The organism is Desulfovulcanus ferrireducens (genome assembly GCF_018704065.1).
Lineage (GTDB): Bacteria > Desulfobacterota > Desulfovibrionia > Desulfovibrionales > Desulfonatronovibrionaceae > Desulfovulcanus > Desulfovulcanus ferrireducens.
In genome coordinates this window covers 220700-246525 of the sequence record NZ_JAGUQP010000001.1, presented here as the reverse complement: position 1 = coordinate 246525, position 25826 = coordinate 220700, and the positions used below count along the sequence as shown (strand labels likewise).

The window sequence follows — 25826 nt, the reverse complement described above, 5'->3', positions numbered from 1 at the left end:
ACTGTTATTACGCCTACGCTCACGTTCAGGCTGTTATTATGCTCTGTCCGCAAGCAAGCTTTGAGAACAGGTCCTGGTTTTTGTACCAGCATGAAAGAAACCAGGACTGAAATAAACTATGGAAATTGAGTTGATATAAAGGTTAGGCCACAGGCTCTTTTACTCATTCACCCATTCACTCATTTACTCATACACCCACTTAACAAATCCTCGGCAATTGTTCCCCTTCCAGCATATCTAAAAGCCTATGCCCTCCAAGTCCCGTCTCTAAAACAACCTTGCCGGGGCGCTCATCACTTACCTGACCAATAATGGCGCACTCCTGGGCTAAGGGGTCACTACGCATAATTTCTAATGCTTTCTCTGCCTGATTTTCAGGTAAAATACAGATTAATTTGCCTTCATTGGCCAGGTACAACGGATCGAGACCCAAAAAAGAACATCCGCCTTTCACTTCCTCACGGATGGGAATCTTATCCTCAAAAATTAAACATTCCACCTGAGATTGCTGGGCAATCTCATTTAGTGTGGTGGCCAATCCCCCGCGGGTGGGATCGCGTAAGACATGGATATCCGGAATCTCTTGCACAAGTTTTAAAACCAGGTGATTTAAAGGTGCTGAATCGCTTTCCACATTGCTATCAAAGGCAATACCCTGCCTGTGGGATAAAATGGCCAGCCCGTGATCACCCATGCTGCCGCTAACTATAATTACATCACCAGGCTTGGCCCTGTGCCCGCTGGGTGCGGGATTAGCCACAATCTGACCAATTCCTGTAGTGTTGATAAAAATTTTATCTACCGCGCCCTTGGGCACTACTTTTGTATCACCGGTAACAATTTCCACGCCACTTTTTTTAGCTGCTTCACCCATAGAGGCCACAATTTCCTCCAGGACCTCCATCTCCAGACCTTCTTCTATAATAAAGGCACAACTCAAAAACATTGGTCTGGCCCCAAGCATGGCCACATCATTGACCGTGCCGTGCACAGCCAGCGAACCGATGTTTCCTCCTGGAAAAAACAAGGGATCAACAGTATAACTATCCGTACTCATGGCCAAAGGGCCATCAAGATTGGTTAAAAAAGCAGCATCATCAAGACGATTTAATCTTTCATTGCCTAAATACTTTAAAAAAAGTTCACTAATTAGCCTTTGCGAGGCTTTTCCTCCACTTCCATAATCCAATAAAACTTTTTTGCCCATTATATTACCTCGTTCCGATGAATTCTGGGAGCTGAGTTTCGAGTTTTGAGTTGAGTGTAAAAATGGTGACAACTTACTCAACTTATTAATCTTCTTATGACACCTAAAGCCAGTATAATGCTAAAAAATTCTTAAATTTTTAATCAGCCGGCCTCTTAATCTTTTAGCCTTTTGCCCTTGGCTTTTTCACCCACTCACCTACTCACCCTCTCAACTACTCACCTACTCAACTACTCACCCTCTCAACCACTCAACTACTCAACTATTCAACCATATACTTAAAATAGGCAGCGCATGAACCTTCTGTAGAAACCATACAAGGGCCTACAGGAGAAGCTGGCGAACATGCTTTTTTAAACAAAGGACATTCATCGGGCCTGACTTTTCCCTTTAGCACGTCGCCGCACCTACACCCGGCTATTGGGGCAACGTCAGGCAGAGTTAGATTGAATGCCTTTAAGGCATCAAATCGTTCATAATCCCTGTTTAGACCCAATCCACTTTGAGGAATAACGCCAATACCACGCCAAAAAGTATCAACAACCTCAAAAACTTCATCCATGACCTGCCTGGCCTTGGGGTTGCCAATATCAGCCACAGCCCGCTTATAGTTATTCGTCACTTTTGCTTCGTGGTTATTTTTCTGCCTGAGCATCATTAAAATGGCCTGTAAAATATCCAAGGGTTCAAACCCGCTGATTACCGCTGGAATATTGTATTCTTGGGCCAGGAATTTATATGGCTCAAGGCCAATGATGGTCGAGACATGGCCAGGCAAAAGGAACCCTTCCACCTTTATTTCTTTGTCTTGAACCAAGGCCTTAAGTGCAGGAGGGACCAATTTATGAAACGACAGCACGTAAAAATTGTTTATACCCTGCTCTTTGGCCACTTTTAATGTCGCAGCTATTGTCGGGGCAGTGGTCTCAAAGCCAATACCTAGAAAGACCACCTTGTCTTGAGGATTCTCCATAGCCACCTTCAATGCGTCAAAAGCCGAATAAACCACCTTTATTCTGGCTCCCTCGGCCTGGGCATCCTTTAAATTCTTTTTATCCGGGCCAGGGACACGCATCAGATCCCCAAAGGTAGCGATAATGGCATCCTCTTTTTCAGCCAGCTCTAAATATGCGGCTACCTCTCTTTCATGAGTTACGCACACAGGACAACCAGGACCTGATAAATGAATAATCTTATCAGGTAGTATAGAACGCAAACCACTTTGGAAAATAGCGACCGTGTGCGTGCCGCAAACCTCCATAAAGCGAAACTGTTCATCAACCTCAGCTTCGATCTGACGCAAGACATTGCGACACAATTTAGGATCTTTTAAGCCATCATGTAAGTTCAAGGTTCAACCCCTCTTGAAAAAGTTTAAGAGTCTCGAGCCCCTCTTCTCTATCCAGCCGGCGCAAAGCAAAACCAGCATGCACAATGACAAAATCCCCTACCTGTGGTGGTTCGTCTATAATATCCAATCGAACCTGATTTTTTACTCCACCGACCTCGACCTCGGCAATATTGTCCTTTATGGACTTAATTTCCATGGGAACGGCTAAACACATAAAGCCCTCCTTAAGATTGTCAGGCAAAAGGCCAGGAGCCAGTTCAGGCCTTGTACCTTTCGCCTTTTCTTTTGATTTTTTTCCTAACTGTTGATAAATAGCTATTCTTCTGGTGTCAATGAGAGGCTTAGGGCGACAGCTTTCTTAATTAGAACCACAAAACCCAAACACAAGATTATGAACCCCATTCCTTTCCCTTATAACCCTTCCTGGCCTGTGCCAGATAAAAATGAGTGTGTAAGTCTATGGGCCAAATTTAACATGCCTGAACACATTCGTAAACATTGTGACCTGGTGGGTGAGATAGCCAAGTGTATAGCCCAATTGGCCCTTGAAAAGGGTTGGGACGTCAATGTTGATGCGGTCTATGCTGCGGGCTTGCTTCATGACCTGGGCAAGGCCTACTGTATCAAACACGGCGGAGCACATAGCCAGTTAGGGGCCAGCCTTGTAATGGAACATACTGGCAACCCGGCAATTGCCCAGGGAGTTATGCACCATGTATTCTGGCCGGGCGACATTAATATTAACAATATTAAACAATTTTTTCTTCCTTTGGTCATAATTTATAGTGACAAGCGGGTCAAACATACCAAAGTTGTTTCCATAGAAGAAAGGTTTGAGGATCTATTTCAACGCTACGGGACAAATATAAAAAAGCGGAACCTGATTCAAAAATCCAAGGACCAGGTCCTGGCCATAGCTTCAAACTTTAGCAAAATTCTTGGGGTAGATTTAAATGCGTGTCCTTTTGATAGCCGGCGGTTGGTCTAGCGAACGAGAGGTTTCACTAAATGGGGCTAAAGAGATTCAAAAAGCTCTTCAAAACCTAGGCCACGAAACAATTTTTTTTGACTTAAGTCCACAACTTGATCTTTTAATTCAAAAAGCCAGACAAAGCGATGTAGCCTTTATCAATTTACATGGCTCACCAGGTGAAGACGGAACCATTCAGGCCCTACTCGAAGACATTGGCCTCCCCTACCAGGGTTCAGGTCCCAAAGCATCTTTTCTGGCCCTGAACAAAGCTATTAGTAAGCAGATTTTCGTGAACCACGGCTTACCAACACCCGACTGGTCTATCTACACTGGGAGAACAGATTTTATCCCTCAAAATTTGACTTTTCCCCTGGTTTTAAAACCAAACACAGGAGGCTCAAGCCTGGGCATAAAAATTGTTCATTCTTCTGACGAGCTCAAAAAGTTGGCCCATTCGCTAAATAACCAGGAATTTCTCCTTGAACAATTTATCCCCGGCCAGGAACTGACCTGCGGTGTACTTGATAACCAGGCTTTACCACCCGTACTTATCAGACCGCAAAAAGGCGCTTTTTTTGATTACCAAAGTAAATACGACCCGGATGGCGCAGAAGAAATCTGCCCCGCTCCCATATCTAAAACTCTGGCCCAAAAACTTATGGATATGGCCTTAAAAGCTCACCGGAGCTTAGGTCTAAAAGACTATAGCCGGACTGATTTCATTGTAGATGAAGAAGAAAATATTTATATACTTGAGGTAAATACCTTGCCGGGCATGACCAAAACCAGCCTTTTACCCAAGGCAGCCAAGGCTTTTGGACTAAGTTTTGAGGAACTTATAGATAAACTTATTTCTCTGGCGCTCAGAAAATAATGTTCAATGTTCAACGTTCAATGTCGAATAGTTGGTATTATGCATGATGTTAAAACAATTTAACATGGAAGTATTCAGTTTTAAACATCGAACTTTGAACATTGAACGTTGAACATTGAACGTTGAACAAAAAAGCAGGATACAATGATCAAAATGCACCACTGGCTTATATTGTTACTTTACACCCTGGCATGGTATCTTTTCCTGCCTTTTACCTTTTTCTCCTCCCGCCTGCGTCAGGGGCTGAAACAACGCTGGGGGTTCTGCCTGCCAAAAGGGCCTTTTGACTTATGGATTCAGGCAGCCTCGGTGGGAGAAGCGCAGCTGGCAATAACCATCATCAACCATTTAACCAGTCCGGCCAACTCAACTACTCAACCACTCAACCACTCAACCAAGATCCTGATTACCACCTGTACCAGTCAAGGATTTGAGGTGTTAAAAAAGAAAATAAACAATCCTCATATCCATCTGGCCTATTTCCCCTTTGATCCGTTGTGCATAATGTACAGGTCACTGGCTAAAATCTCCCCCAGACTGGTCCTTATTCTGGAAACAGAGATATGGCCCTCTTTTTTATCAATATGTAAAGTAAAATCCATTCCGGTTATTTTAGCCAACGCACGCATGAGTACTAAAAGCTATAGCAGGTATTTAAAAATAAGGGGCTTGTTACGCGCCATCGGCCCAAGCAAAATTTTAGCCATCTCTGAAAATGATGCCAGAAGATTTGCCGATATTTTCTCAAAGGCCAAAATAAAAACAATGCCTAATATTAAATTCGACCAGATCTCTGTGGCCCCACCATTAAATTACGTGCAAAACCCCTTGGCCAAATATTTTAAGCCCAAATCACCCTTGATTGTTTTAGGATCCGTACGCGAACAGGAAGAAGACAAGATCAAATGGCTGATCAAAAAAATTATGTCCAGCCATCCACGGACCATTATCGGCCTTTTCCCCAGACACATGCACAGGCTGGATGCCTGGAAAGAATTTTTAAGCAGAGAGGAAATCAACTGGGTCTTACGCTCCAGGCTAAAAGAACAGATTTCTAATTCCCTTGTGATTGTCTGGGATACATTTGGCGAACTTATTCCGGCTTATGCCTTGGCCAGATCAGTTTATGTGGGCGGAAGCCTTGTACCATGCGGAGGGCAAAATTTTCTTGAGCCCATCTCCCAGGGCGTTATTCCCTGCATAGGGCCATTTTGGGATAATTTTAAATGGGTTGGTCAAGAAATTATCCAGCAGCACCTGGTCATTCAAGTTAATGATGCCCAGGAATTATATACTGAGCTAACCAAGACCAAAACTATTTCCAGGGATGAAGTTCATGCAAGGTTTCTAGAGTATATTCAGGACAAAAAAGGGGGAACAGACCTTGTCTGCGACCAAATCAATAAATTTTTACGCAATCATTCCAGCCAGATATAAATCCAGCCGCTTTCCAGGCAAACCCCTGGCCAATATCCTGGGCAAACCAATGTTCTGGCATGTTTATGCTCGCGCCAAAAAGTGTTCTATGCTCAAGGAAGTCTACCTGGCCACGGATGACAATCGTATTTTTAAGGCCGCTTCTGATTTAGGTGTACCAGTGCTTATGACCAGTGAAGAACATAAAAGTGGCACGGACCGGGTCCTAGAGGCTGCACAAAAGCTGAAGTTACCGGATGACAGTGTAGTAGTTAATATCCAAGGCGATGAACCAGCTCTAAACCCAGAGATGCTCACAGAACTTTTAATGCCTTTTACTACAAGTTCCGAAGTTCAAGTAACCACTTTAGCCAGACAAATCTCTTTCGAACAGGCAAAAGATCCGAATATAGTTAAAGTTGTCTGCTCAAGTAGCGGCCGAGCCCTGTATTTTTCCCGCTCACCCATTCCCTTTGGCCGAGATAATCAACCAAAATACTTGGGTCATATTGGCCTATACGCCATGCGCATGAATATACTTGCCAAATTTAAAACTTTAGGCGAAAGTCGCCTTGAGAAGTGGGAGAAACTGGAACAATTAAGATTATTAGAAGCAGATATTCCCATTTTAGTCGTACAGACTAATTTTGAGTGTCATGGTGTAGATAGACCAGAAGATATCCCAAGAGTTTGTCAGCTTTTAAGTGAGGGGTAGAAGGGGTAAGGGAAACACTTCTGCACTGTTCCCCTTATCACTGCCCACTGTTCACGGTTTACTGTTCACGAAAAAAGGAGAAACGCAATGCAGGCAATTTTAGCCCTCGAAGATGGCACTTGGTTTGAAGGCAAATCCTTTACCGGACATGGTAAAGCCCAGGGAGAAGTAATTTTTAATACCGGCATGACCGGCTATCAGGAAGTATTAACTGACCCTTCTTACCTGGGCCAGATGGTGTGTATGACCTATCCCCTGATCGGTAATTATGGAGTAAATTTAGAAGATGTGGAATCGGATCGAGTCCAGGTAGCTGCTTTTATTGTCAAAGAATGTTGTCATATTCCATCCAACTGGCGGGCCCAGGAAAGCCTGCCGGCTTATTTAAAAAGACACAATGTCATGGGCATAGAAGGCATAGATACACGGGCCCTGACCAGACATCTGCGTATTTTTGGGGCCATGCGCGGCATTATTTCTACTGAAGAACTTGATCCGAAAAAACTGGCTGAACATGCCAAGGAACTACCAAGCATGGAAGGGGCCAACCTGGCCTATGAGGCCACATGCAAACACCCTTACATTTGGACAGATAGTGGCCCTCAAAAAGTAAGCCTTGAAAATAGCCGGTATGCGTGGCCAGGATCGGGACCCAAAGTAGTGGTCTTTGATTTTGGCATCAAATGGAATATTTTAAGACTCCTAAAAGAAGAGGGCCTGGATTTATTAGTCGTTCCGGCCCATTTTACCTATGAACAGGTGCACAAATTATCTCCGGATGCTATTTTTCTATCCAATGGACCGGGTGATCCTGCTGCTTTAGAAGACACTATACACACTATTTCCCTTTTAAGCGAACACTACCCAATGGCTGGGATCTGTCTTGGGCATCAGCTTTTAGGACTGGCCCTGGGTGGAAAAAGTTTTAAATTAAAGTTTGGCCATCATGGCTTGAATCATCCGGTACAGGAACTTTCAACCAAGCATATTGAAATCTCTTCTCAAAACCATGGATTCTGCATTCAGGTTGATCATCTTGATTTTCTGGAACAGACTCATATAAATCTAAACGATCGAACACTGGAAGGTTTTAGACATAAAAAAAGACCTATTATAGCAGTGCAATATCACCCTGAAGCTGCTCCAGGTCCGCATGATAGCCGTTATTTTTTTACAAGATTTCGAGAATTAATAAGTTAGCAAGTCTGCTTTCGGGGATGAGAATGCTTTTTTGATTTGTACACTTTTCCTCTCTGGTTCTTCTTTTCACTTAGTTATGTCAATAAAATAGTCTAGTTGTTACTCGTCAGCCCCGAAAGTCGAGTTTATAGAAATTATATCTGCATAAATTTTCAGTAAACAGAGGAAAAATGTCAGTTGAATTAACCAAAAGCAGAAATCAGCTAAACAGTGTGGGCACGTTGTTAAAACAAAAAAAAACCCAGGCTGCTGTTATAGCTATGTATGAAGGGCTACTTGGAATTCTGCGCTGCAAACTGATGGCCAGAGAAAAGAAAGAACTGGCTGAACTCATAGAAAAAAATGTCTATATTTTAAACAACAACCAACAGTTAAGAGAAGTATATCCCATTCTACTGGAATACAAGCCTGGCAATGAAAAAAAACTACTATCGCAACTCAAAGAAATAATCGACGTGCTCCAGGAAGATTTGGCCAACGAGGCCCAAAAACAATTGGCTGAGCTGGAAAGGAAGAAACAGGAGTCTCTAAAAAAGGCCAAAAAACTCCTTGAAGAAAAGGAAATTGACCAAGCTGATCGAATTTTTCAACAACTGATCAAAGAATTTGACAAAGATTTTAAACTCAAAATCGATATTAGTGACAGCTTAATCGATGCTGAGGAGTACAAAAAGGCCATCGAATACCTGAAGTTGGCGTACAAAGATAATCCTCAATCAGTGCACATCTTCAACCGGTTGGGCATGGCTCTGCGCAAACTGGGACGCTTTGCTGAAGCGGAGAAGGCCTACCTCCAAGCCCTCAAACTTAATCCAAAAGACGAATATCTTTATTTTAATATAGGCCGTCTCTATCTTGAAAATAAAGACTGGGAAAAGGCGATTCAGATGAGCAAAAAGGCCCTGGAGTTAAATCCTCAATTTGAACAGGCCCAGAAAATGCTCTCCTTTGTCCAAAAAAAGCTTAAATGACATACAACTTATTTTGTTAGTTCCGGTCAGCTTACATATCCAAATGCTATCAACTCAACAAGTTAAATGAAGTCTATCATTCAATAAAAAATTAAGGAGAATAAAATGCCCTTAAGCAGACAATTTGTTATCGACGAATTATCCTACAAAGATCCGTGGCGCCTGTTTAAAATTATGGCCGAATTTGTGGATGGTTTTGAAGATTTACACGACTTGGGACCGGCTGTATCCATTTTCGGTTCTGCCCGTGCTCATCCCGAAGACAAAATATACCAACTTACTTATGATATCGCCCAAAAACTGGCTCAGGCCGGATACGCCGTGATCACGGGTGGCGGGCCAGGCCTTATGGAAGCCGGGAACAAGGGAGCGGTTGACGGTGGTGGACGTTCTGTAGGACTGCACATTCATCTGCCCTTTGAACAAAAACCAAATGACTATCTCAACCTGAAATGTGACTTTCGCTACTTTTTTGTACGAAAAGTCATGTTCATAAAGTACGCCATGGCTTATGTGGTTATGCCCGGAGGATTCGGAACCCTGGATGAACTCAGCGAAGCTCTGGTACTGACCCAGACCAAAAGGATAAAGCCCTTCCCTATTATCATGGTCGGCAAGGAATTTTGGGCTGGATTGGTTGAGTGGTTCAAGGAGCAGTTGCTCAAAAATAATTACATTAATGAAAAAGACCTGGATCTTTTTTATATTGTAGACGAACCAGATGAAGTGGTAAAAATCATCAGACGGTTAGTCATAATTTAGTTAAAAAGCGAGACGAGAAATAATATTTGTTGCTTCCTATACATTACTATGTACAAGCCTTTTGACAAACTGAAAAAAATAAAAATCCCGGACAGGCAACCAAAGCCTGTTCCTATTAAGGAAGAAACTGTTGACCAGGACGAGGATGAAAAGGCCCTCTTTTTAAGTGCCATGGCCGGAGTTAAGCCTTTAAAAAAAAAGGGACGCCAAGTTCCTGGGCATAAAAATTTTCTGCAGTCTCGTCCAAACAAAGACAGCGCAGAACAAGATGCCCTGGAAAAATTTTTACGTGGCGAAATCGAATTTGATATAGAGTTTAGTGATGAATACGTTCATGGTTACGTGCATGGACTTGACTCCAGGATATTTCGCAAACTTAAAAATGGTCAATTCAGCATCCAGGCTCACCTGGATTTGCACGGCATGAATACTGACCAGGCAAAGTTAGCCCTACTATACTTTATGCGCGAGCAATATGTGCACAATAAAAGATGTGTTTTACTGATTCCCGGCCGAGGGAAAAATTCCCCTTTGGGGATGGGAGTATTAAAGAAGGAAGTTCAACACTGGCTAACCAGAGAACCACTAAAAAGAGTAGTCCTGGCCTTTTGTACTGCTTTGCCCAAACATGGCGGAACAGGTGCCCTATATGTTTTGCTCCGCAAATATAAAAAGACCAGAGGAAAAATAATATGGGATAAGTATCTGCTGGATTTACAGCCTTAAAAAAAAGAAATTAAGAGTTGTGAGCTGTGGGCAAAAACAAAAATTTTGAAGACATAGAAACATGACAAAAGACTCGCAAAGTTTTATAAACGATTTATGCTGCTACTCGAAACAACAGGCTTATCCATTAAGCTCATAGCTCAGAAATTAAATAAAGGAGTCTAAAAATGGGTTTTTTTAGTAAAATAAAAAAATTGTGGAACAGAAAAGAGGAGCCAGCTCCTGAAAAAACCGAACCGTCCGTTGAAGAAGAAAAAATATCTGCACCTAAGATTGAAGAGGAAAAGGTTGTTCCTGAACAGGAGCCGGTGCAAGCTGAAGAAAAACAAGTCATTGCTGATACTGATTGGCAAAAAAATGTACGTAAGGCCCTGGAAAATGCCGAACCAAAGCTCAGTATCTGGCTGGACCACCTACTTCAAGGCGTAGAAAAGAAAGGAGATGAACTCTGGGCCAGGCTTCATTTTCTCTTTGAAAACTTGGAAGTCCCCAGGGAAGAAGCAGAAAACTTCGTATCCAAGTTCGCCCACTGGTTGGACGAAATGGATTATGAATTGATTTCTGAATTTCGTTCTGAATTGCAGTATAGATTGGCCCTGGCCCTGGATTTGGAAGATGAAGAAGATGAACGAAACAGGCTGTTCTTAAAACTTTCCGAAGGACTCTCCAAGACCAAAGAACAGTTATCCAAACGTATTGATCAACTTTTAAGCATCACCAGCAAATTTGATGATGAGTTCTGGGAAGAATTGGAAGAAATTTTGATCATGGCTGACGTGGGTTTTACTGCCACTCAAAAACTTCTAGAGCGCTTAAGGCCAAAAGTTCGTAAAGAAAAAATTGAAGATGGAGAAGCCTTTAAAGGATTGCTCAAGCAAGAACTGGCCTCCCTGTTTCCTGAACCCAAAAAAATAAAGGTATCCAAACCGCCTGAAGTGGTCCTGATGATCGGCGTAAATGGCGTGGGCAAAACCACAACCATTGCCAAACTGGCACACAGAGCCCAGATGCAAGGTAAAAAAGTAATGATGGTAGCTGGTGATACCTTCCGCGCTGCCGCCATTGAACAACTCAAAATCTGGGCAGGCAGAGTAGGGGCTGGCTTTTATGCTAAAGAACATGGATCTGACCCGGCTGCGGTGGCCTATGAAGCCTTAGACAAGGCCATGGATCAGGGTTATGATATTGTGTTTGTGGATACAGCCGGCAGACTCCATACCAAAGTCAATCTCATGGAGGAGCTGAAAAAAATAAAAAGAGTCCTGAACAAAAAATGTCCGGGCGCACCACATCGAACCATCCTGGTTCTTGATGCGACCACAGGCCAGAATGCCCTCTCTCAGACCCAGTTATTTTCTGAGGCTGTACCGATTGACGAAATAGTGCTGACCAAGTTGGATGGCACTGCCAAAGGCGGGGTTGTAGTGGCCATAGCCCTAGAACACAACATACCCATCACCTTTATTGGCCTGGGCGAAAAAATGGAAGATTTAAGACCATTTAACGGTCAGGATTTTGCCGCAGCCTTGCTTAACTAATTCAACTTTCTCGTATGTTTACATCATCCATTTTGAGGATTAAAGAATGAAGAGATAGCATTTGAATTTGGGCGTGGTAGATCGTTCAACTTTCAGGTGCACCTCGACACCGTAAGTCAGCTTTGGTCGCCACGCCTTTCCCCTTAAAACCCGAACAGTTGCCTCGTATGTTAACTCCAAAAATGGAGTTAACTAATTAAAAAGGCCCTGTGAAACAGGGTCTTTACTATCGCATCAGATATAAATTTTACGAATTTAACGATACAGAGTTAATCTGTAACGGTATAATTGTACTTCTCTATTCAACGCAGCAAATTTGTTCCTCTCCATAGTACGCTGTTGAGAACGATTTCCATCACTGAATAGAGTTGGTATTTCCTCCAAAGTTTTTTTCCTCCAATTACTGATCCTGCCAGGACAAACTTGGTAATACCTAGCAATCTCTTCAACTGATTTCTCACCTCTTATTGTTTCTAAAGCCACTTTGTCCTTAAAATCAGCATCAAACCTTCTCATTTGTTTACCTCCCTTTTTTCACTTGTTTTAGGAGGCAATAAACCATCAATTATGACATAAGCATTACAAATATATTAAATTTTCTAAACACTTTTCAGTACCCTGTTTAGCTAATCTACAAAAAATCAATTTCATAGCTCTGACTTAATCAAGACCCATTACAAACTGAATCATGAATAGAGATATTTTACATACATAATTTTTTTTAAGAATACACCCTTTCTGTCATATTTTTGTAACAAAAAAAAGTTATCATAAAATGGATTAATCTTTAAAAATATGCCTTTTGTAGCTAGATTATGGTTTTAAAGCAAAATCATTAACAGATTTTCAAAAATAGGGAGAAACAATGTTTCAAGATAACCATAAAAAAGCAGAAAACATATCTTTTAAAATACAACAAATCATTTCTCAATATCCACTTATCAGTGTAGCGTATCTACGGTTACATGATGCTGAACTTCTAGAAGAACTTTATGGTAAAAATTTTATCAATTCTCTTATGGATGAGCTAAATATTATATTAAAGAAAGAAATTAAAAAATTACAAAACAACATAGAAAGTCATATTGATTACATCACCCCGACTAAATATGAATTTGTTATATTCTGGGGCAACATATCTCCAATACATAATCACACATGGGATTTGGACACAACTTTTTCTCTCAAAATAAATCTGGAAAACAACCTCAAACACAAATTTCTTCAAACAATTGGCCAAAAACCAAGATTAAAAATAGCATGTACATCTTTTTTGCCTATCAAAGAGAACGAATGGGAAAAATCTTTTTTACAATGTCTGTCCAGGCTCAGAAATCAGGCAAAGGTAAAGATTAAGGTCAAACAGTTAAAACTGGCAAATGAATTTCATTCCATTCTACAAAAAAAACAAGTCAACATCATTTATCAGCCCATAATAAACTTTGGCAGTACCGATATTTTTGGATGGGAAGCTTTAACCAGAGGGCCGGAAGGCAGTTTTTTTCACTCTCCCATAGCACTGTTTGATTTTGCTGAAGAAGCAGGCGAGCTATTTACTCTGGAAAAAATATGCAGGGAAAATTCTATTTGCAAACTGGGGCCGCTTAAGAATGGACAAAAATTGTTTTTAAATATTCATCCGCGCACCCTCGCTGACCCTGAATTTACTCCGGGCAGAACACAAAAAATTTTGCAAAAACATGGTCTTGCCCCTGAAAATATAGTGTTCGAAATAACAGAAAAACACAGCATCAAAGACTTTTCTCTTTTTTATAAAACACTTAATCACTATAGAAACCAGGGCTTTCAGATAGCTGTTGATGATGCCGGAGCTGGATATTCTGGGTTATGGACAATTGCTGAACTACGCCCTGATTATATAAAAATTGATAGGGAACTTGTTCACAATATTGACCGCAATCCCATAAAAAGAGCTCTAATGGAGACTCTGGTAACTTTTGCGGATAAAGTAGGCTCGAAAATTATTGCAGAAGGAATAGAGACCAGGACAGAACTAAACGCGCTTATAGATATGGGCGTCCATTTTGGACAGGGGTATTATCTTGCCAGGCCGAAATATCCAAAGCCAGATACTACAGCAAATTTTACCCTTTTCAAGGTAGCTAACGGCTCGAAAATCAATAAGATTAAACAGGCAACATGCCTTTTGCCCATTGGCAACTTGGTTGACCAGGCCAATTCTGTTCATAAAGATACAAAAATAAAAGTGGTACATCAAACATTGGATAAAGATCCTTCCATAGCCAGCATTGTGGTATGCGATAACGATAAGACGCCACTTGGTCTGATAATGGCTTATCACCTTACCAAAAAACTGGCATCACAATTTGGCGTTGCTCTATACTATAAAAAAACTGTCTCTGTAATAATGGACAAAGAGCCTGTAATCGTTGATGAAGCCACTCCGGTTGAAATTGTAGCGCAAAAAGCTACGTCCAGGGAACGATTCAAGGCCTACGATGACATTGTTGTCACAAAAGAAAATAAACTTCTGGGCGTAGTGTCTGTTCAAAAATTAATAGACTACATGGCCCAGGTTCAGATAGAAATGGCCAGGGGAAGTAATCCATTAACAGGATTGCCGGGCAATCGTTCAATAGAACAAGAAATGGAAAGAAGGTTGGCCATTGGTCTTCCTTTCAGTATCATTTATGCTGATCTTGATAATTTTAAGGTATATAACGACACCTATGGGTTTAAAAAAGGAGATGAAATAATCACCCTGCTGGGACATATTATGAGTTGGGCTGTCAAAAGACATGGCAATTCAGAAGATTTTTTGGGACATGTGGGCGGAGATGACTTTGTTTTAATTACTACTCCGGATAAGGCTGAGCGAATATCCATAGCCATTGTCAGGTGTTTTAAAAGGCTGATAAAAAGTCGCTATTCAGAGCAGGATCAAAAAAGAGGCAGGATAAAAGCCAGAGGACGAGACGGCAAGAGCGCCTGGTTCAGACTGGTTTCTGTTTCCCTCGCTATTGTGGATTGTCAAAACAAAAGCGGCAAATGCAGTCTCCAGCAAATTTGCGAGCGGGCCGCTGAAGTTAAAAAAAAAGGCTAAAGTCATACAGGGTAATTCTTATTTCAGAGACAGAAGAACGCCGTTATAAGTGTACTAGTCAATACTAAATCTGACAGTGATTATCCTTTCTGGCAGTTGTAAGATTTAGTTAATGTTGTCAGATGTCTCGTACTGCATATCTATTATAATTTTTTATTTTGCCAATGCGAAGTTTTCCAAGAATGCTTCCATAGGAGTTCTGCCTTGACATCTTTTGCCTTGATGAGGACCTTTTCGAATAATCTAGCCAATTGTTCAGATATTTTTTTTTGTAACTTCTCAACAGACAAGTATGTTTTCTAGCGTGCATCCGTTCTTGTGTTAGTACAGGCACAATAAAAGTTGCGCGAAGTCACTCTGACTAGATGCGATTATCGAACTGGCAATAATGCTTAATATTAATTCCGCGAGTAATAAACACAGCACTCTCAGCAATATTTGTGGAGAGGTCAGCTATACGCTCAAATCGACGCGCAATATTTATGGCATGAACAGAACGCACAATAGCTGGGCTTTCTTTAGACATGTACTGCACAATTTCTTTAATTATCTTGGAATTTAATTCATCAACTTCAAAATCCATCCTGCACACCTGCAAGGCTTTATCAGGGTCAGGAGCAAAAAAAGATATTACGGCCTGTTTTAACATATTATTGGCCTTCTGCCCCATGATTTGAAGCTGATCATAAAAAGGAAGCCTGGGCTTAAAACTAAGCATAATCGTTGCTTCGGCAACATTAACAGATTCATCACCAATTCTTTCCAAATCCACACAAATACGCATACATCCAAGAATAAACCTTAAATCTCTGGCCACAGGTCCTTCCAAGGCTAAAAGCTTCAGGCACAACTCGTCTATCTCTACTTCCATTTCATTGATAACTTGATCACCTTCAATAACCTCCTGGGCCAAGTCGGCGTCCAATGTGGCAAAGGCATCAATGGTCTTTTTTAGGGTTTGCTCAACTTGAGCAACCATATTCAGGACACTAGTTTTCAAATTATCCAATTCTTGATGCAATTGTTTTCTCATATTTTCTCCTAACCAAACCTACCAGTTATGTATTCTTCAGTTTGTTTCTCCTTGGGCCTTGTAAAAATTCTGTCTGTAGCGTCTATTTCAATAAGCTTACCCATGTAAAAAAAGGCCGTTACCTCAGAGACACGCGCTGCCTGCTGCATATTATGGGTGACAATGATGATGGTAAATTTTTTCTTCAGTTCAAAAATAAGTTCCTCGATTTTCTGGGTGGCAATGGGATCAAGCGCTGAAGCAGGCTCATCCATAAGCAAAACCTCTGGTTCGACAGCCAAAGCCCTGGCAATACACAATCTCTGCTGTTGTCCGCCAGAAAGCCCAAGGGCAGAGCTGTGCAGTCTGTCCTTTACTTCATCCCACAAGGCAGCCATTTTTAAACTTTCTTCAACTTTATGGGCAATAAACTCCTTATCTTTAATACCGTTAACTCGTAATCCATAGGCCACGTTCTCGAAAATAGATTTAGGGAAAGGATTGGGCTTTTGGAAAACCATCCCTACCCTACGCCTGATTTCGACTACATCTATTTTTGGCGCATAAATATCCTCGCCTTCAAGAGTTAACTCGCCTTCCACCTTTGTCCCGGGGATTAAATCGTTCATCCGGTTAATGCAGCGCAAAAAAGTGCTTTTGCCACATCCGGAAGGTCCGATCAAAGCTGTGACCTCTTGTGCAAAGATGTCCATGGATATTTTATGCAGAGCCTGAAAATTCCCATAGTAAAAATCCAAGTCTCTAACCCGTATTTTTAATTTCTTACCCATTAACTCCCTCATAAATATTTAATTCGCTTTTGGCAGTGAAAACCAAATTATGCAGCCGTTTTCCTTATTCGGAACAGGACTTTGCACCCAGATCTGCCCATTTAGATTGCGGATAATATTTCGACAAATGGACAAACCTAGACCGGTTCCCTTTACTCCCCTATCCCGATACTTCTTCACCTGATAAAACCGCTCAAAAACTCTGCCCTGATCTTCTTGGGGGATACCAGGACCATTATCTTCCACTCCTATCCAGACCTTATCATTTTTATCCTCACAAACTATTTTAATTTCACCATTTTCTTTTGGCACAAATTTGATACTGTTCTGAATTAAATTTTGAAAGACGAGAAGCAAGGCTTCTTCATCCGCCAAGACATACGGACATCCATCTTTGACTAAACCTCGAAATACAATTTCTTTATCGCCGACCATGTGTTGGCTATTCTCCCAGGCCTTTTGAGCAACCTTACCAACATCTACTTCTTCTATTCTGAATTTTGTCTTACCCGACTCTATTCGGGACAGTTTGAGTATATCTTCGAGCAGATAAATCATCTGCTCAGTATTTTTCAAAATTACCTTTAAAAGTTCTCTTCCCTTTTCTTTTAAAAGCTCTTCATTCTCGAGTAAAGTTTCAGTGTAGCCTTTGATTGAAGTTAAAGGAGTCCTTAATTCATGCGAGGCGTTGGCCACAAAATCTTTGCGCATATTCTCTACTTTTTTCAATTTTGATATATCATGAAAGACTACAATTGCCCCTAAATCTTTTGATTTTTTTGTAACGACAATATTTACACTGTAATAATTAGAACCAACACTTAACTCCAAATTTTTAATATCCGTATTGCTTTTTAATGCTTTGTTACAAGCCTCTTGGAGTTTGGGATTAATACTTATTTCCAAAAGCTTTTTCCCCAAATAACTCGGGGTATAAGAAAATATTTGTTCAAAAGCCCGATTAAACTTGAGTACTCGTCCTTGTTTATCCAGAGCAACGATTCCTGCATCCATGCCATTTAAAATTGCCTCCAACTCTACTTTCTGCCTGGATATAGTCTCGACATTTTTCTCTATATTTTCTGCCATTTCATTAATGGCCTGGACAAGGGGCTCAAATTCTTTGCCAGGAGATGAATAAAGTCTTTTGGCCAAATCGCCCTGGCCTATGGCCTGAGTAACTTTAACCATAGCATCAAATCTTCTGGTCAAATTATAAATCAAAAAATAGACCAGTATTCCCGAAACAAAAAGGGAAAATATAGTAACGCTCCAGATATTAGTCTTTATCCTGGACAAAACCGCAGCTATGGTCGAATATGGCCGCGAAATGCGCAAATAACCTTCAGGCAAACCATCATCTTGGTCAATGCGCCGAGCATAGTAAACCAGCTCTTTTTTTAGGGTAGGGCTAAACCGGATACTTACACCCTCACCTTCGGACCTGGCCTGAATGATCTCTGGCCTGGTAGCATGATTGTCCAGTTTTTTTAATCTCTTCTCAGAAACTTGAGAGTCGGCAATAACAATACCATTCTCTGTAATATAGGTGATCCTATCTTCTATTCTCCGGCCAATCTCTTTAATTAATTTGTCCAGATCCGATTGTTCTTTTCTAACAGCTTGATTTAAAAGTATCCACTGGACAAGATCCGTTTCCTTTTGGACATTAAAAATTACATCTCTTCTAACTTCTTGTTTTAAAATATTTATAAAATATGAACTTGGTAAAATTAAGGCCAGTGTTAAAACTGCCCAAAACAATAAAATAATTCTTAACTTTAAGGATAAACTATTCATGTTCTTTACTTTTCAGTTGCCAGGGGACACGAAGCAGGTAGTAATAGCTAACCGGTTTAATAGTTCAACAGTTGACACTACCCCATCAACCCATCCACCCCATTAACACGTTAAAACAGCTATCCGTTTTTTATTTTGTACCCCATGCCGCGCACTGTTTCGATCACATCAGAATAAGGCCCCATCTTCATCCTTAATCTACGAATATGAGTGTCCACTGTCCGGGCATAACCTGCAAAATCATACCCCCACACTCTGTCCAAAAGCTGCTCTCTGGATAATATCTTTCCCTGTGCATCAATTAATTCGCTCAAAAGTTTAAACTCTGTTGAGGTCAGCTTGACTAATTCTCCATCCACCTTAAACTGCATTTTATCTCGATCAAACTCCAGACCTTTAACCTTCCATATGGACTTCTTTTCTGTATGTTCTCCCACCTTTCTACGTAAAATGGCTTTTATACGCAGAATTAATTCCCGAATGCTAAATGGTTTGATCACGTAATCGTCTGCACCTAGTTCAAATCCTACAATACGATCGACTTCTTCCGCTCTGGCAGTAAGCATTAAGACAGGAATCTGACTGGTCCTGTCTGAAGCCTTAACCTGCCGGCAAACTTCCAACCCATCCATTTTTGGAAGCATGAGATCCAAAACTATCAAGTCAGGAACTTTATCCTGAGCTAGTTTAAGGCCATCAAGACCATTGTCTGCCTCAATGGTCTCAAACCCTGCCCGGTTTAAATTTAGACTCAAAAGGGCGAGAATATCCGGCTCGTCTTCAACAATCAAAATTCTAGGCATAATATAAAAGTTCTACGCTTCTATGTTATTTCTCTTTAGCTTTTTTCTATTGTTTCTTTTGCATCTTTGCCCGATAATAAATAGCTATAAAATTCATGGCAAAAACCAAAGCAATAAGCACCAGGGCCGTACCATACTGCAAAGGTCTGGTCTTCTCAATTTCTGTACCGGCCGTAGCCAAAACATAAATATGATAAGGCAAGGCCATAACATCGTCAAAAATTGAATCTGGTAAATGAGGCGAAAAGAACACGGCTGCTGTGTACATAATAGCTGCTGTTTCGCCGGCAGCCCTGCTCAGGCTCAAAATAGCCCCGGTTAAAATTCCTGGCGTGGCTGCCGGCAAAACTACCTTAAAAATAGTCTGCCATTTTGTGGCCCCTAGCCCCAAAGAAGCCTCGCGATAAGTTTGAGGAACAGACTTTAAGGCCTCTTCTGTTGTCCCGATCATAACCGGCAGGATTAAAAATCCCAGGGTCAGAATACCGGACAAAATACTAATGCCAAAACCCAACTTTGTGGCAAAAAAAGCAAGCCCAAAAAGACCAAAAACTATAGAAGGAATTCCAGCCAGATTATTTATGCCTAGACGTATAATCCGTAACAATTTGCCCGGACGGGCATATTCATTGAGATAAATAGCCGAGGCCACGCCCAAAGGCAAAGCCACAAGTATAGAGCCAAAACTCAATATAATTGTCCCGATAATGCAGGGCAAAATGCCCCCTTCGGTCATCATATTCCTGGGAGGTTGACTGATAAACTCCCAACTTATGGCCGTAAGACCGTTTTGTAATAAAAAATAAACGATAATAGCCAAGGCCAAGCCATTAATCATAGCTGAGCTACGCAAGAATCCAAAGGCTATAGCCTGAGTAACTTTTCTTTTCTTCATCACAAGCTTTATTGGTTTAATGGTTTATTAGATTACAGGTACAATTTATTCAACTAGTTAACTATTCAACTATCTTTAGTTACCGAATTTCTAGAACTATAGAGCTTGTAGCCAACCCTTTTTATAAACTTAATTTCCATGGTTTATTCCAGTTTTGGTTTCTTTCATGCTGGTACAAAGACTTGGACCCAACTAAAACTTGCTTGCGGACAGAGCATAATGGGATATTTTAGGTAAACAAATATTTTTTTATTATCGATAGTTATGGTCAATATCGCAAAATATTTAGCCCATTCATCCCGATGCTCTGTTTTCCCGCAAGCTTCGTTAAGATTGGGTTACCCAAGCCGTTTGTAATGCATTTCAGAAACCAAGACTTTCAATCAGCGGTTAAAATGGGGTTTGGCCACAGACTCTATAATGTAGCTGCCCCCACTTGCTTATGTTTGTGAGCTATGTGGTCAGCAACCATGTTAAAAAGCAAGGTAAAGACAAAAAGCACAACGCCGATAGCGAATAATGCGTGATAGTGATCGCTCCTAAAGGGAGCTTCGGCCATTTCTGCAGCAATACTTGCAGGCATGGGCCGGACAGGATCAAAGACACTCTCCGGAATCATGGCTGCGCCGCCAGCGACCATGAGCACAACCATGGTCTCGCCAATAGCCCTGGACATGCCTAAAATAACTGCTGTGCTTATACCGGATAACGAAGCCGGCAAGACAACCCGAACAATGGTTTGCAAGTGAGTTGCTCCTAAACCTAAGGAAGCCTCCTTAAGTTCTGTGGGCACACTGTAAATAGCATCTTCTGAAATACTACAAATAGTGGGTATGGACATAAAAGCAAGCATTAGGGAGGCATTAAAAACGTTAAGTCCGGTGGGCAGATCAAAATATTCCTGTAAAAAAGGTGCCACCACTACCATTCCGAAAAAACCAATCACTACGGAAGGCAATGCTGCCAAAAGTTCAACCACAGGTTTAACTATACCCCGTATCTTTGGTCCCGCGATTTCCGCCAGATAAATGGCAGTCATGATCCCTAAAGGCACAGCAATAAGCGAAGACAAAATCGTGACCAATAACGAGCCTATAAAAAGAGGAAAGATACCAAAAGAGGGCGGCTCAGATGTTGGATACCACTCAGTACCCAGAAAAAATTCTTTAAATGAAACGTGCTTGAAAATGGGTAGACCTTCATAAAATAAAAAAAACATGATCAGACCCAAAATAATTATAGACCCACAGGCAATACTTAAAAAAGCAAGTTTTATCAGTTGTTCTCTTTTCTGACGACTAAACATACTTCTTCTTATCCTCTCATTAACGACCCGACTTTTACCTACACATCAGTAGCAACAACAAAAAACTCCAGAACAGCTAAATGCTGCATTGGAGACAGGCACGATTCAACAACCAAGGGCTAAAGGCATTAGGGGTATTTTTTTAGCCCTAAGCCTTTAGCCTCATAAGCTAGCTCCCTCTAATAAAGAGGCACAAAACCAACTTCTCTGACCAGTTTTTGTCCTTTTTGCGGATGGAGAACATACCGGATAAACTTAGCTACATCACCTTTTGGCCAACCTTGTGTAAACATGAACAGGCTGCGTGCAATAGGAAAACTGCCGTCCAAGGCAGTAGCTGGAGTCCCGGTCACCCCATTAACCTTAACCACTTTTATATCTTTGTTCAAATAACCAATACCTAAATAACCAATGGCATATTTATTCTTGGCCACTACCTGGGCCACGGCTCCGTTTGAGGCCTGGAGCTGCGCCCCGGCATAGACACGTGCTCCCTTTAAGACCTTCTTTTCCCACACTTCATAAGTTCCGGAAGATGTATCTCTTGAGATAACTACAATTCTTCTGTCCTCTCCACCAACATCCTTCCAATTTTTAACTCTGCCGGTATAAATAGCCTTGAGTTGTTCCAATGTTAGGTTGGACACCGGATTAGAAGGATGAACAACCGGGACAATACAATCATAAGCCACGGCAAAGGGAACTGGATACCTGCCTTTGGAAACAGCAAGTTTTATCTCTTTGTCTTTAATAAACCTTGAACTGTCAGCTATGTCTGTAGTCCCATCAATCAAGGCTTTGATACCATTTCCAGAACCTCCTCCGGATATGGAAATGCTAATGTCCGGAAACTCTTTCATAAACTGCTCGGCAATCTTTTGAGCCACAGGCAAAACCGTGGTTGACCCCTTAATCTGGATGGAACCGGCCCACGCCGAAACTGTAAGCAACAAACTGGCTATAACAGCCATAAACAAAAATAACTTCCTCTTCATCTTAACCTCCTTTTGACTTGTCCAATTTTGTTGACAAGTATGTAGAACTTATTTGTTACAGTTTTGTTACAGGAATGCTAAATTTTGATGACAAATAGAACTTCTTTGGTCCAACAATTTAGCCAGTCATAAACATAACGACAAACAGTCCAAATTAGCCAAACGCTGTATCAGAGACAGGCGAAGTGACAGGCGAGTATGGGGCTGATGATTTTCCGGAGTCTCCTCTGAGTATGTGACTAGTTGAGGAAGAGGAAACAAGGCGGGAATAGAGCCTTCTCTTGACGTTAAAGTAAAAAACTTTTCTGATTCGCCTGATGATTATACCCTATAAACCATATGGCCTTTATAAGCTAGTATTCCCACAAAATTTTTAATCAGCATTATTCCACTGGAAACAGACTAAAAGAGCAATTTTTTAATGTTAACTTAAATCCGCGAAAATTTACAGCCTAAACCATATATCTGCCAGGGCAAACGCACCTAAATTACAAAAATTCTCGCGCCAAGACGCAAAGACGCCAAGGGTAGAAATAGCGAAAGCGTCAGGTCTGTCAGCAAGACGCTGACAGACCTGACTTACTGGCCTTTCAGGCCAGGATAAATGAGCTAACCTAAGCTGAATTCGAAAATTTATATATCTAACAAATCGTTATTGCACATCAAACATCGGCCCAAAGGGCTGAGAATCTTTTGTTCGGCTTGTTCCCTTAAGCCGAACAAAAGCCTTTGTTTTCCTTGGCGACTTGGCGGCTTGGCGCGAGGTTTTTTATTAAAAATCAGAAGGGTTTGCCCTGCTATATCTGTGAACAGGTGCTTCTGCTTCGCAAAAGGAGCCAGTCCCCAGTAACCCACCAAAACAATTTGATTATATTCTGTGATAACAACACCTTGGCAAAAATTTCATGGGGTATAATCAATGACAAAATGATGTTAAATGATAGCGAACGATTAAGGGAAGGATTATCATGAAGATGCAATGCGTAAAATTTGAGGCAAGCAAGTAAGAAGGGAGAAGAGCGACCAACAAGGCGCTCAATGCCGCCAACAACTATTTTTGAAGTGCCCACTCCTCATTTCGCTGGTGCTGAGTATGTCTGGGGCACTCTGTGTTGGCGGCAGCTTGGCTTGGCAGGCATTAATCTTCCAGGCCATCCATCAAAAACTTTCCATTCTCGTAAATGGTTACCCGTTCCTTGTTTTTAAGATAGGCATAAACAACCTTGGCTTCCGTATTCACCAGATCCCAGTGCAGAGCTGAATCATTAAACCCGAGTTCTTTTTTCTTCTCGGGAGTCAATTCTTTCGGGTCACCCGCATAGGTATCGGCATAAGAAGCTCCAACAGCAACATGGCAATTGCCAAATTCTCCTCCGAAATTTTCATCATAAAGGGTATGGGCCATAAATTTACTGATACGGGAAAAACGCTTGTCGGTCAGTGAAAACTCGCCAAGGAAGGAAGCGCCTCTATCCATGTTCAGTTGTTTGCGCACAAACTCCTCTCCTTCCTCAGCCTTTACATCAATCACCTGGCCTTCTTTAAATTCCAGACGCACTCCGCGGACGACATTGCCGCTGCGATAGGATGGCTGGTCCGCAAAATAAACGCCTTCGGTATAACGGTAGTCCGGCGATAAAAAGAGTTCAAAACTAGGGATATTATGCCCGGAAACACCTAGCCAGCGCCGCATCTCTCCCTGGTAAACCTTCATGTCTGTGTTTTCGGACAGGACATGAAAGTATTCTACTTCCAGGCTGTTCAACCAATCTTTTACTTCTTGAGCCAGGTTATAGACCCTTTCCCAATCCGAACAAGGGTCGTCATGATCCAGATATACTGCCTTTATCACCTGTTCAGTATATTCTTCAAAACTTAAGCCGGCCTTGCTGGCAAGCTCCTGAGTAGGATAAAGACACAAGGTCCAGCCAAAATCCCCCTGGTTTTCCCTCTTTTCCAGGATATCGCGCAAATACTTTTTGGCCACAGCCAGTTTGCCGATACGGGACGGGTCAATATCTTTGAGGTGGGTTAATGATTCAGGCCCAAGCAAGGAAATAAGACCATTCAAATGATTATAAAGTTCTTCATCTCCAGGCACCTTGAAAGTGATCTGTTCGTCAGAGGCATGGGTAAAAAAGGTCTTCTCCATGTCCTCGGGCAAATTAATGCGCACCACGGGATTTAATCCAAGTTCCAGTAATTTTTGAAACACCTTGTCTGCCAAAGGCAAAGCGGATTTGTCTGTGCGCAGCAGAACAACATCGCCTTTGCTAAATTGCTTTGTGCGGGCCTTTCTCATCCCCCAAATCAACACTTTAGCATATTTGTCCAACTGTGTATCTGTAAACATATCTTTCTCCAAGTCTTTAAATTTTCACGCCAAGTCTTGCGGCAATCAACTCCTTTTCTTTCTCAGAAAAAACAAAACTCTCTTCCAAAGGCAAGTTATGGCTTTTCAAAAAATCTTGAAACAATTCATAATAGGTCTTTTTTGTTCCTTGTTCGACTGCCAATCGTAATATTTTGGCTGCCTGAAAAATTTTATCGCCCTCGATTTCTATAAAATTTCCAAAAGGCAAAATATCCAGGCAAATTTTACAATCCTCTAGTTCCCACTTCTGCCTGAATTTCTCATAAGTTAAAAAAGGGAAAAAACCCAAAGTCTTAAAAATATCTTCTAAAATATAAATGTCCTCCACTTTGGCTTCCAGTTCTTCTCTTTTCTTCACTAGGCCATCCGTGTCTACCTCAGGAAATTTTAAGGTAAGGACATGATCTAAGCCTTTGCGCAAACGCAAAAGTATATCTTTCCCTTTAAGTAGCTGCTCCTGCGTATCCAGGACAATATTTTGTTCAAAATACCAGGTCGAAAGCTTTTTCCCTTTGTTTTCCAAAATCGAGACAAGTGAGTCAAAACTTTCTAGCGGGAACTTGAGTTCTACTTCTAAAGCCATTTGTCTCCTTGCACCTGATAAGGCTTTGCTTTAATATAAAAAACAATAGGAGGTAACAAGATGCATTTACCTGAACGAGCCGAACGTATCCGTATTTTTATCGGAGAAAATGATAAGTTTGATAACAAACCTTTATTTGAACAGCTAGTGCTTAAAGCCAGAGAAATGGGCCTGGCAGGGGCTACGGTGCTACGCGGGGTCCTGGGTTATGGAGCAAACAGCCGGATCCACAGCTCAAAAATTTTGCGCCTTTCAGAAGATATGCCCCTGGTTATTGAAATCGTGGATACATCCGACAAAATCAATACCTTTTTACAAACCATCGACCCCATGCTCAAGGAAGGGTTAATCACCAGAGAACCAGTGCAGGTTATTTTCTATCGGCACAGCTGAAACGAGGAAGCGGAGAAGCTGGGATGCGGGGATTATTTGATTAACCATTTATACGT

The 25826-nt window shown here is 41.5% G+C and carries 24 protein-coding genes; 11 read left to right on the top strand and 13 right to left on the bottom strand.

The window, feature by feature from the left end; translation table 11 throughout:
• Positions 1–199: 199 nt before the first annotated feature.
• The 3 genes from hypE to KFV02_RS01100 form a co-directional block, all read right to left on the bottom strand.
• Positions 200–1207: a hydrogenase expression/formation protein HypE gene (hypE, locus tag KFV02_RS01110; RefSeq protein WP_252379688.1), complete on the bottom strand. Its 1008-nt coding sequence runs from the start codon at positions 1205–1207 to the stop codon at positions 200–202.
• A 262-nt stretch (positions 1208–1469) separates the two neighbouring features.
• A complete protein-coding gene (hypD, locus tag KFV02_RS01105; protein WP_252379687.1) occupies positions 1470–2558 on the bottom strand; it encodes a hydrogenase formation protein HypD in 1089 nt (362 codons plus the stop codon).
• Positions 2545–2772, bottom strand: a complete 228-nt coding sequence (locus KFV02_RS01100; protein ID WP_252379686.1) for a HypC/HybG/HupF family hydrogenase formation chaperone — start codon at positions 2770–2772, stop codon at positions 2545–2547. Before KFV02_RS01100 ends, hypD begins: the two co-directional genes overlap by 14 nt.
• A 177-nt stretch (positions 2773–2949) precedes the next feature.
• On the opposite strand from KFV02_RS01100, the gene KFV02_RS01095 reads away from it, so the two are divergent.
• From KFV02_RS01095 to ftsY, 9 genes are all read left to right on the top strand, one after another.
• The gene (locus KFV02_RS01095; RefSeq protein ID WP_252379685.1) at positions 2950–3546 is read left to right on the top strand and encodes an HD domain-containing protein; all 597 of its coding nucleotides are present in this window, start codon (positions 2950–2952) and stop codon (positions 3544–3546) included.
• Positions 3512–4405, top strand: a complete 894-nt coding sequence (locus KFV02_RS01090; protein ID WP_252379684.1) for a D-alanine--D-alanine ligase family protein — start codon at positions 3512–3514, stop codon at positions 4403–4405. The genes KFV02_RS01095 and KFV02_RS01090 overlap by 35 nt, the downstream gene beginning before the upstream one ends.
• A gap of 144 nt (positions 4406–4549) precedes the next feature.
• The gene (locus KFV02_RS01085) at positions 4550–5842 is read left to right on the top strand and encodes a 3-deoxy-D-manno-octulosonic acid transferase (RefSeq protein WP_252379683.1); all 1293 of its coding nucleotides are present in this window, start codon (positions 4550–4552) and stop codon (positions 5840–5842) included.
• Positions 5790–6536, top strand: a complete 747-nt coding sequence (kdsB, locus tag KFV02_RS01080; RefSeq protein WP_252379682.1) for a 3-deoxy-manno-octulosonate cytidylyltransferase — start codon at positions 5790–5792, stop codon at positions 6534–6536. The genes KFV02_RS01085 and kdsB overlap by 53 nt, the downstream gene beginning before the upstream one ends.
• A gap of 87 nt (positions 6537–6623) precedes the next feature.
• Positions 6624–7736 carry a glutamine-hydrolyzing carbamoyl-phosphate synthase small subunit gene (carA, locus tag KFV02_RS01075; RefSeq protein ID WP_252379681.1) on the top strand — a complete coding sequence of 371 codons (1113 nt, stop codon included), beginning with the start codon at positions 6624–6626 and terminating at the stop codon, positions 7734–7736.
• Between the two features lie 170 nt (positions 7737–7906).
• Positions 7907–8707 (top strand): tetratricopeptide repeat protein, encoded by an 801-nt coding sequence (locus tag KFV02_RS01070; protein ID WP_252379680.1) that lies wholly within the window; start codon positions 7907–7909, stop codon positions 8705–8707.
• A 105-nt stretch (positions 8708–8812) separates the two neighbouring features.
• On the top strand, positions 8813–9469 hold the full coding sequence (locus tag KFV02_RS01065; RefSeq protein WP_252379679.1) for an LOG family protein: 657 nt from the start codon (positions 8813–8815) through the stop codon (positions 9467–9469).
• 48 nt (positions 9470–9517) lie between these two features.
• Complete coding sequence (locus KFV02_RS01060; protein ID WP_252379678.1) at positions 9518–10195, top strand: Smr/MutS family protein; 678 nt, start codon at positions 9518–9520, stop codon at positions 10193–10195.
• 167 nt (positions 10196–10362) lie between these two features.
• Positions 10363–11733: a signal recognition particle-docking protein FtsY gene (gene ftsY, locus KFV02_RS01055; RefSeq protein ID WP_252379677.1), complete on the top strand. Its 1371-nt coding sequence runs from the start codon at positions 10363–10365 to the stop codon at positions 11731–11733.
• Between the two features lie 255 nt (positions 11734–11988).
• Here the strand turns inward: ftsY and KFV02_RS01050 are convergent, their stop codons facing one another.
• On the bottom strand, positions 11989–12249 hold the full coding sequence (locus KFV02_RS01050; protein WP_252379676.1) for a transposase: 261 nt from the start codon (positions 12247–12249) through the stop codon (positions 11989–11991).
• Between the two features lie 349 nt (positions 12250–12598).
• Here KFV02_RS01050 and KFV02_RS01045 point away from each other — a divergent pair, with 349 nt between their 5' ends.
• The gene (locus KFV02_RS01045) at positions 12599–14818 is read left to right on the top strand and encodes a bifunctional diguanylate cyclase/phosphodiesterase (RefSeq protein ID WP_252379675.1); all 2220 of its coding nucleotides are present in this window, start codon (positions 12599–12601) and stop codon (positions 14816–14818) included.
• A 361-nt stretch (positions 14819–15179) separates the two neighbouring features.
• Here KFV02_RS01045 and phoU read toward each other — a convergent pair whose 3' ends face one another.
• The 9 genes from phoU to KFV02_RS01000 all read right to left on the bottom strand — a co-directional run bounded on the left by phoU (position 15180) and on the right by KFV02_RS01000 (position 25377).
• Positions 15180–15851, bottom strand: coding sequence for a phosphate signaling complex protein PhoU (phoU, locus tag KFV02_RS01040; protein ID WP_252379674.1), 672 nt, complete (start codon positions 15849–15851; stop codon positions 15180–15182).
• A gap of 8 nt (positions 15852–15859) precedes the next feature.
• Positions 15860–16621, bottom strand: coding sequence for a phosphate ABC transporter ATP-binding protein PstB (gene pstB / locus KFV02_RS01035; RefSeq protein WP_252379673.1), 762 nt, complete (start codon positions 16619–16621; stop codon positions 15860–15862).
• 18 nt (positions 16622–16639) lie between these two features.
• Entirely contained in the window at positions 16640–18421 is a 1782-nt protein-coding gene (locus KFV02_RS01030) for a sensor histidine kinase (RefSeq protein WP_252379672.1), read from the bottom strand.
• Positions 18422–18540: 119 nt separating this feature from the next.
• Positions 18541–19224 (bottom strand): response regulator, encoded by a 684-nt coding sequence (locus KFV02_RS01025; protein ID WP_252379671.1) that lies wholly within the window; start codon positions 19222–19224, stop codon positions 18541–18543.
• Between the two features lie 46 nt (positions 19225–19270).
• Positions 19271–20119, bottom strand: coding sequence for a phosphate ABC transporter permease PstA (gene pstA, locus KFV02_RS01020; RefSeq protein ID WP_252379670.1), 849 nt, complete (start codon positions 20117–20119; stop codon positions 19271–19273).
• Positions 20120–20534: 415 nt separating this feature from the next.
• Complete coding sequence (gene pstC, locus KFV02_RS01015; RefSeq protein WP_252379669.1) at positions 20535–21425, bottom strand: phosphate ABC transporter permease subunit PstC; 891 nt, start codon at positions 21423–21425, stop codon at positions 20535–20537.
• Positions 21426–21604: 179 nt separating this feature from the next.
• Positions 21605–22420 (bottom strand): phosphate ABC transporter substrate-binding protein, encoded by an 816-nt coding sequence (locus KFV02_RS01010; protein ID WP_252379668.1) that lies wholly within the window; start codon positions 22418–22420, stop codon positions 21605–21607.
• A gap of 1138 nt (positions 22421–23558) precedes the next feature.
• A complete protein-coding gene (locus tag KFV02_RS01005; protein ID WP_252379667.1) occupies positions 23559–24773 on the bottom strand; it encodes an aminopeptidase in 1215 nt (404 codons plus the stop codon).
• Between the two features lie 16 nt (positions 24774–24789).
• On the bottom strand, positions 24790–25377 hold the full coding sequence (locus KFV02_RS01000; RefSeq protein WP_252379666.1) for a class IV adenylate cyclase: 588 nt from the start codon (positions 25375–25377) through the stop codon (positions 24790–24792).
• 60 nt (positions 25378–25437) lie between these two features.
• On the opposite strand from KFV02_RS01000, the gene KFV02_RS00995 reads away from it, so the two are divergent.
• Complete coding sequence (locus KFV02_RS00995; protein WP_252379665.1) at positions 25438–25770, top strand: DUF190 domain-containing protein; 333 nt, start codon at positions 25438–25440, stop codon at positions 25768–25770.
• Positions 25771–25826: the final 56 nt, after the last annotated feature.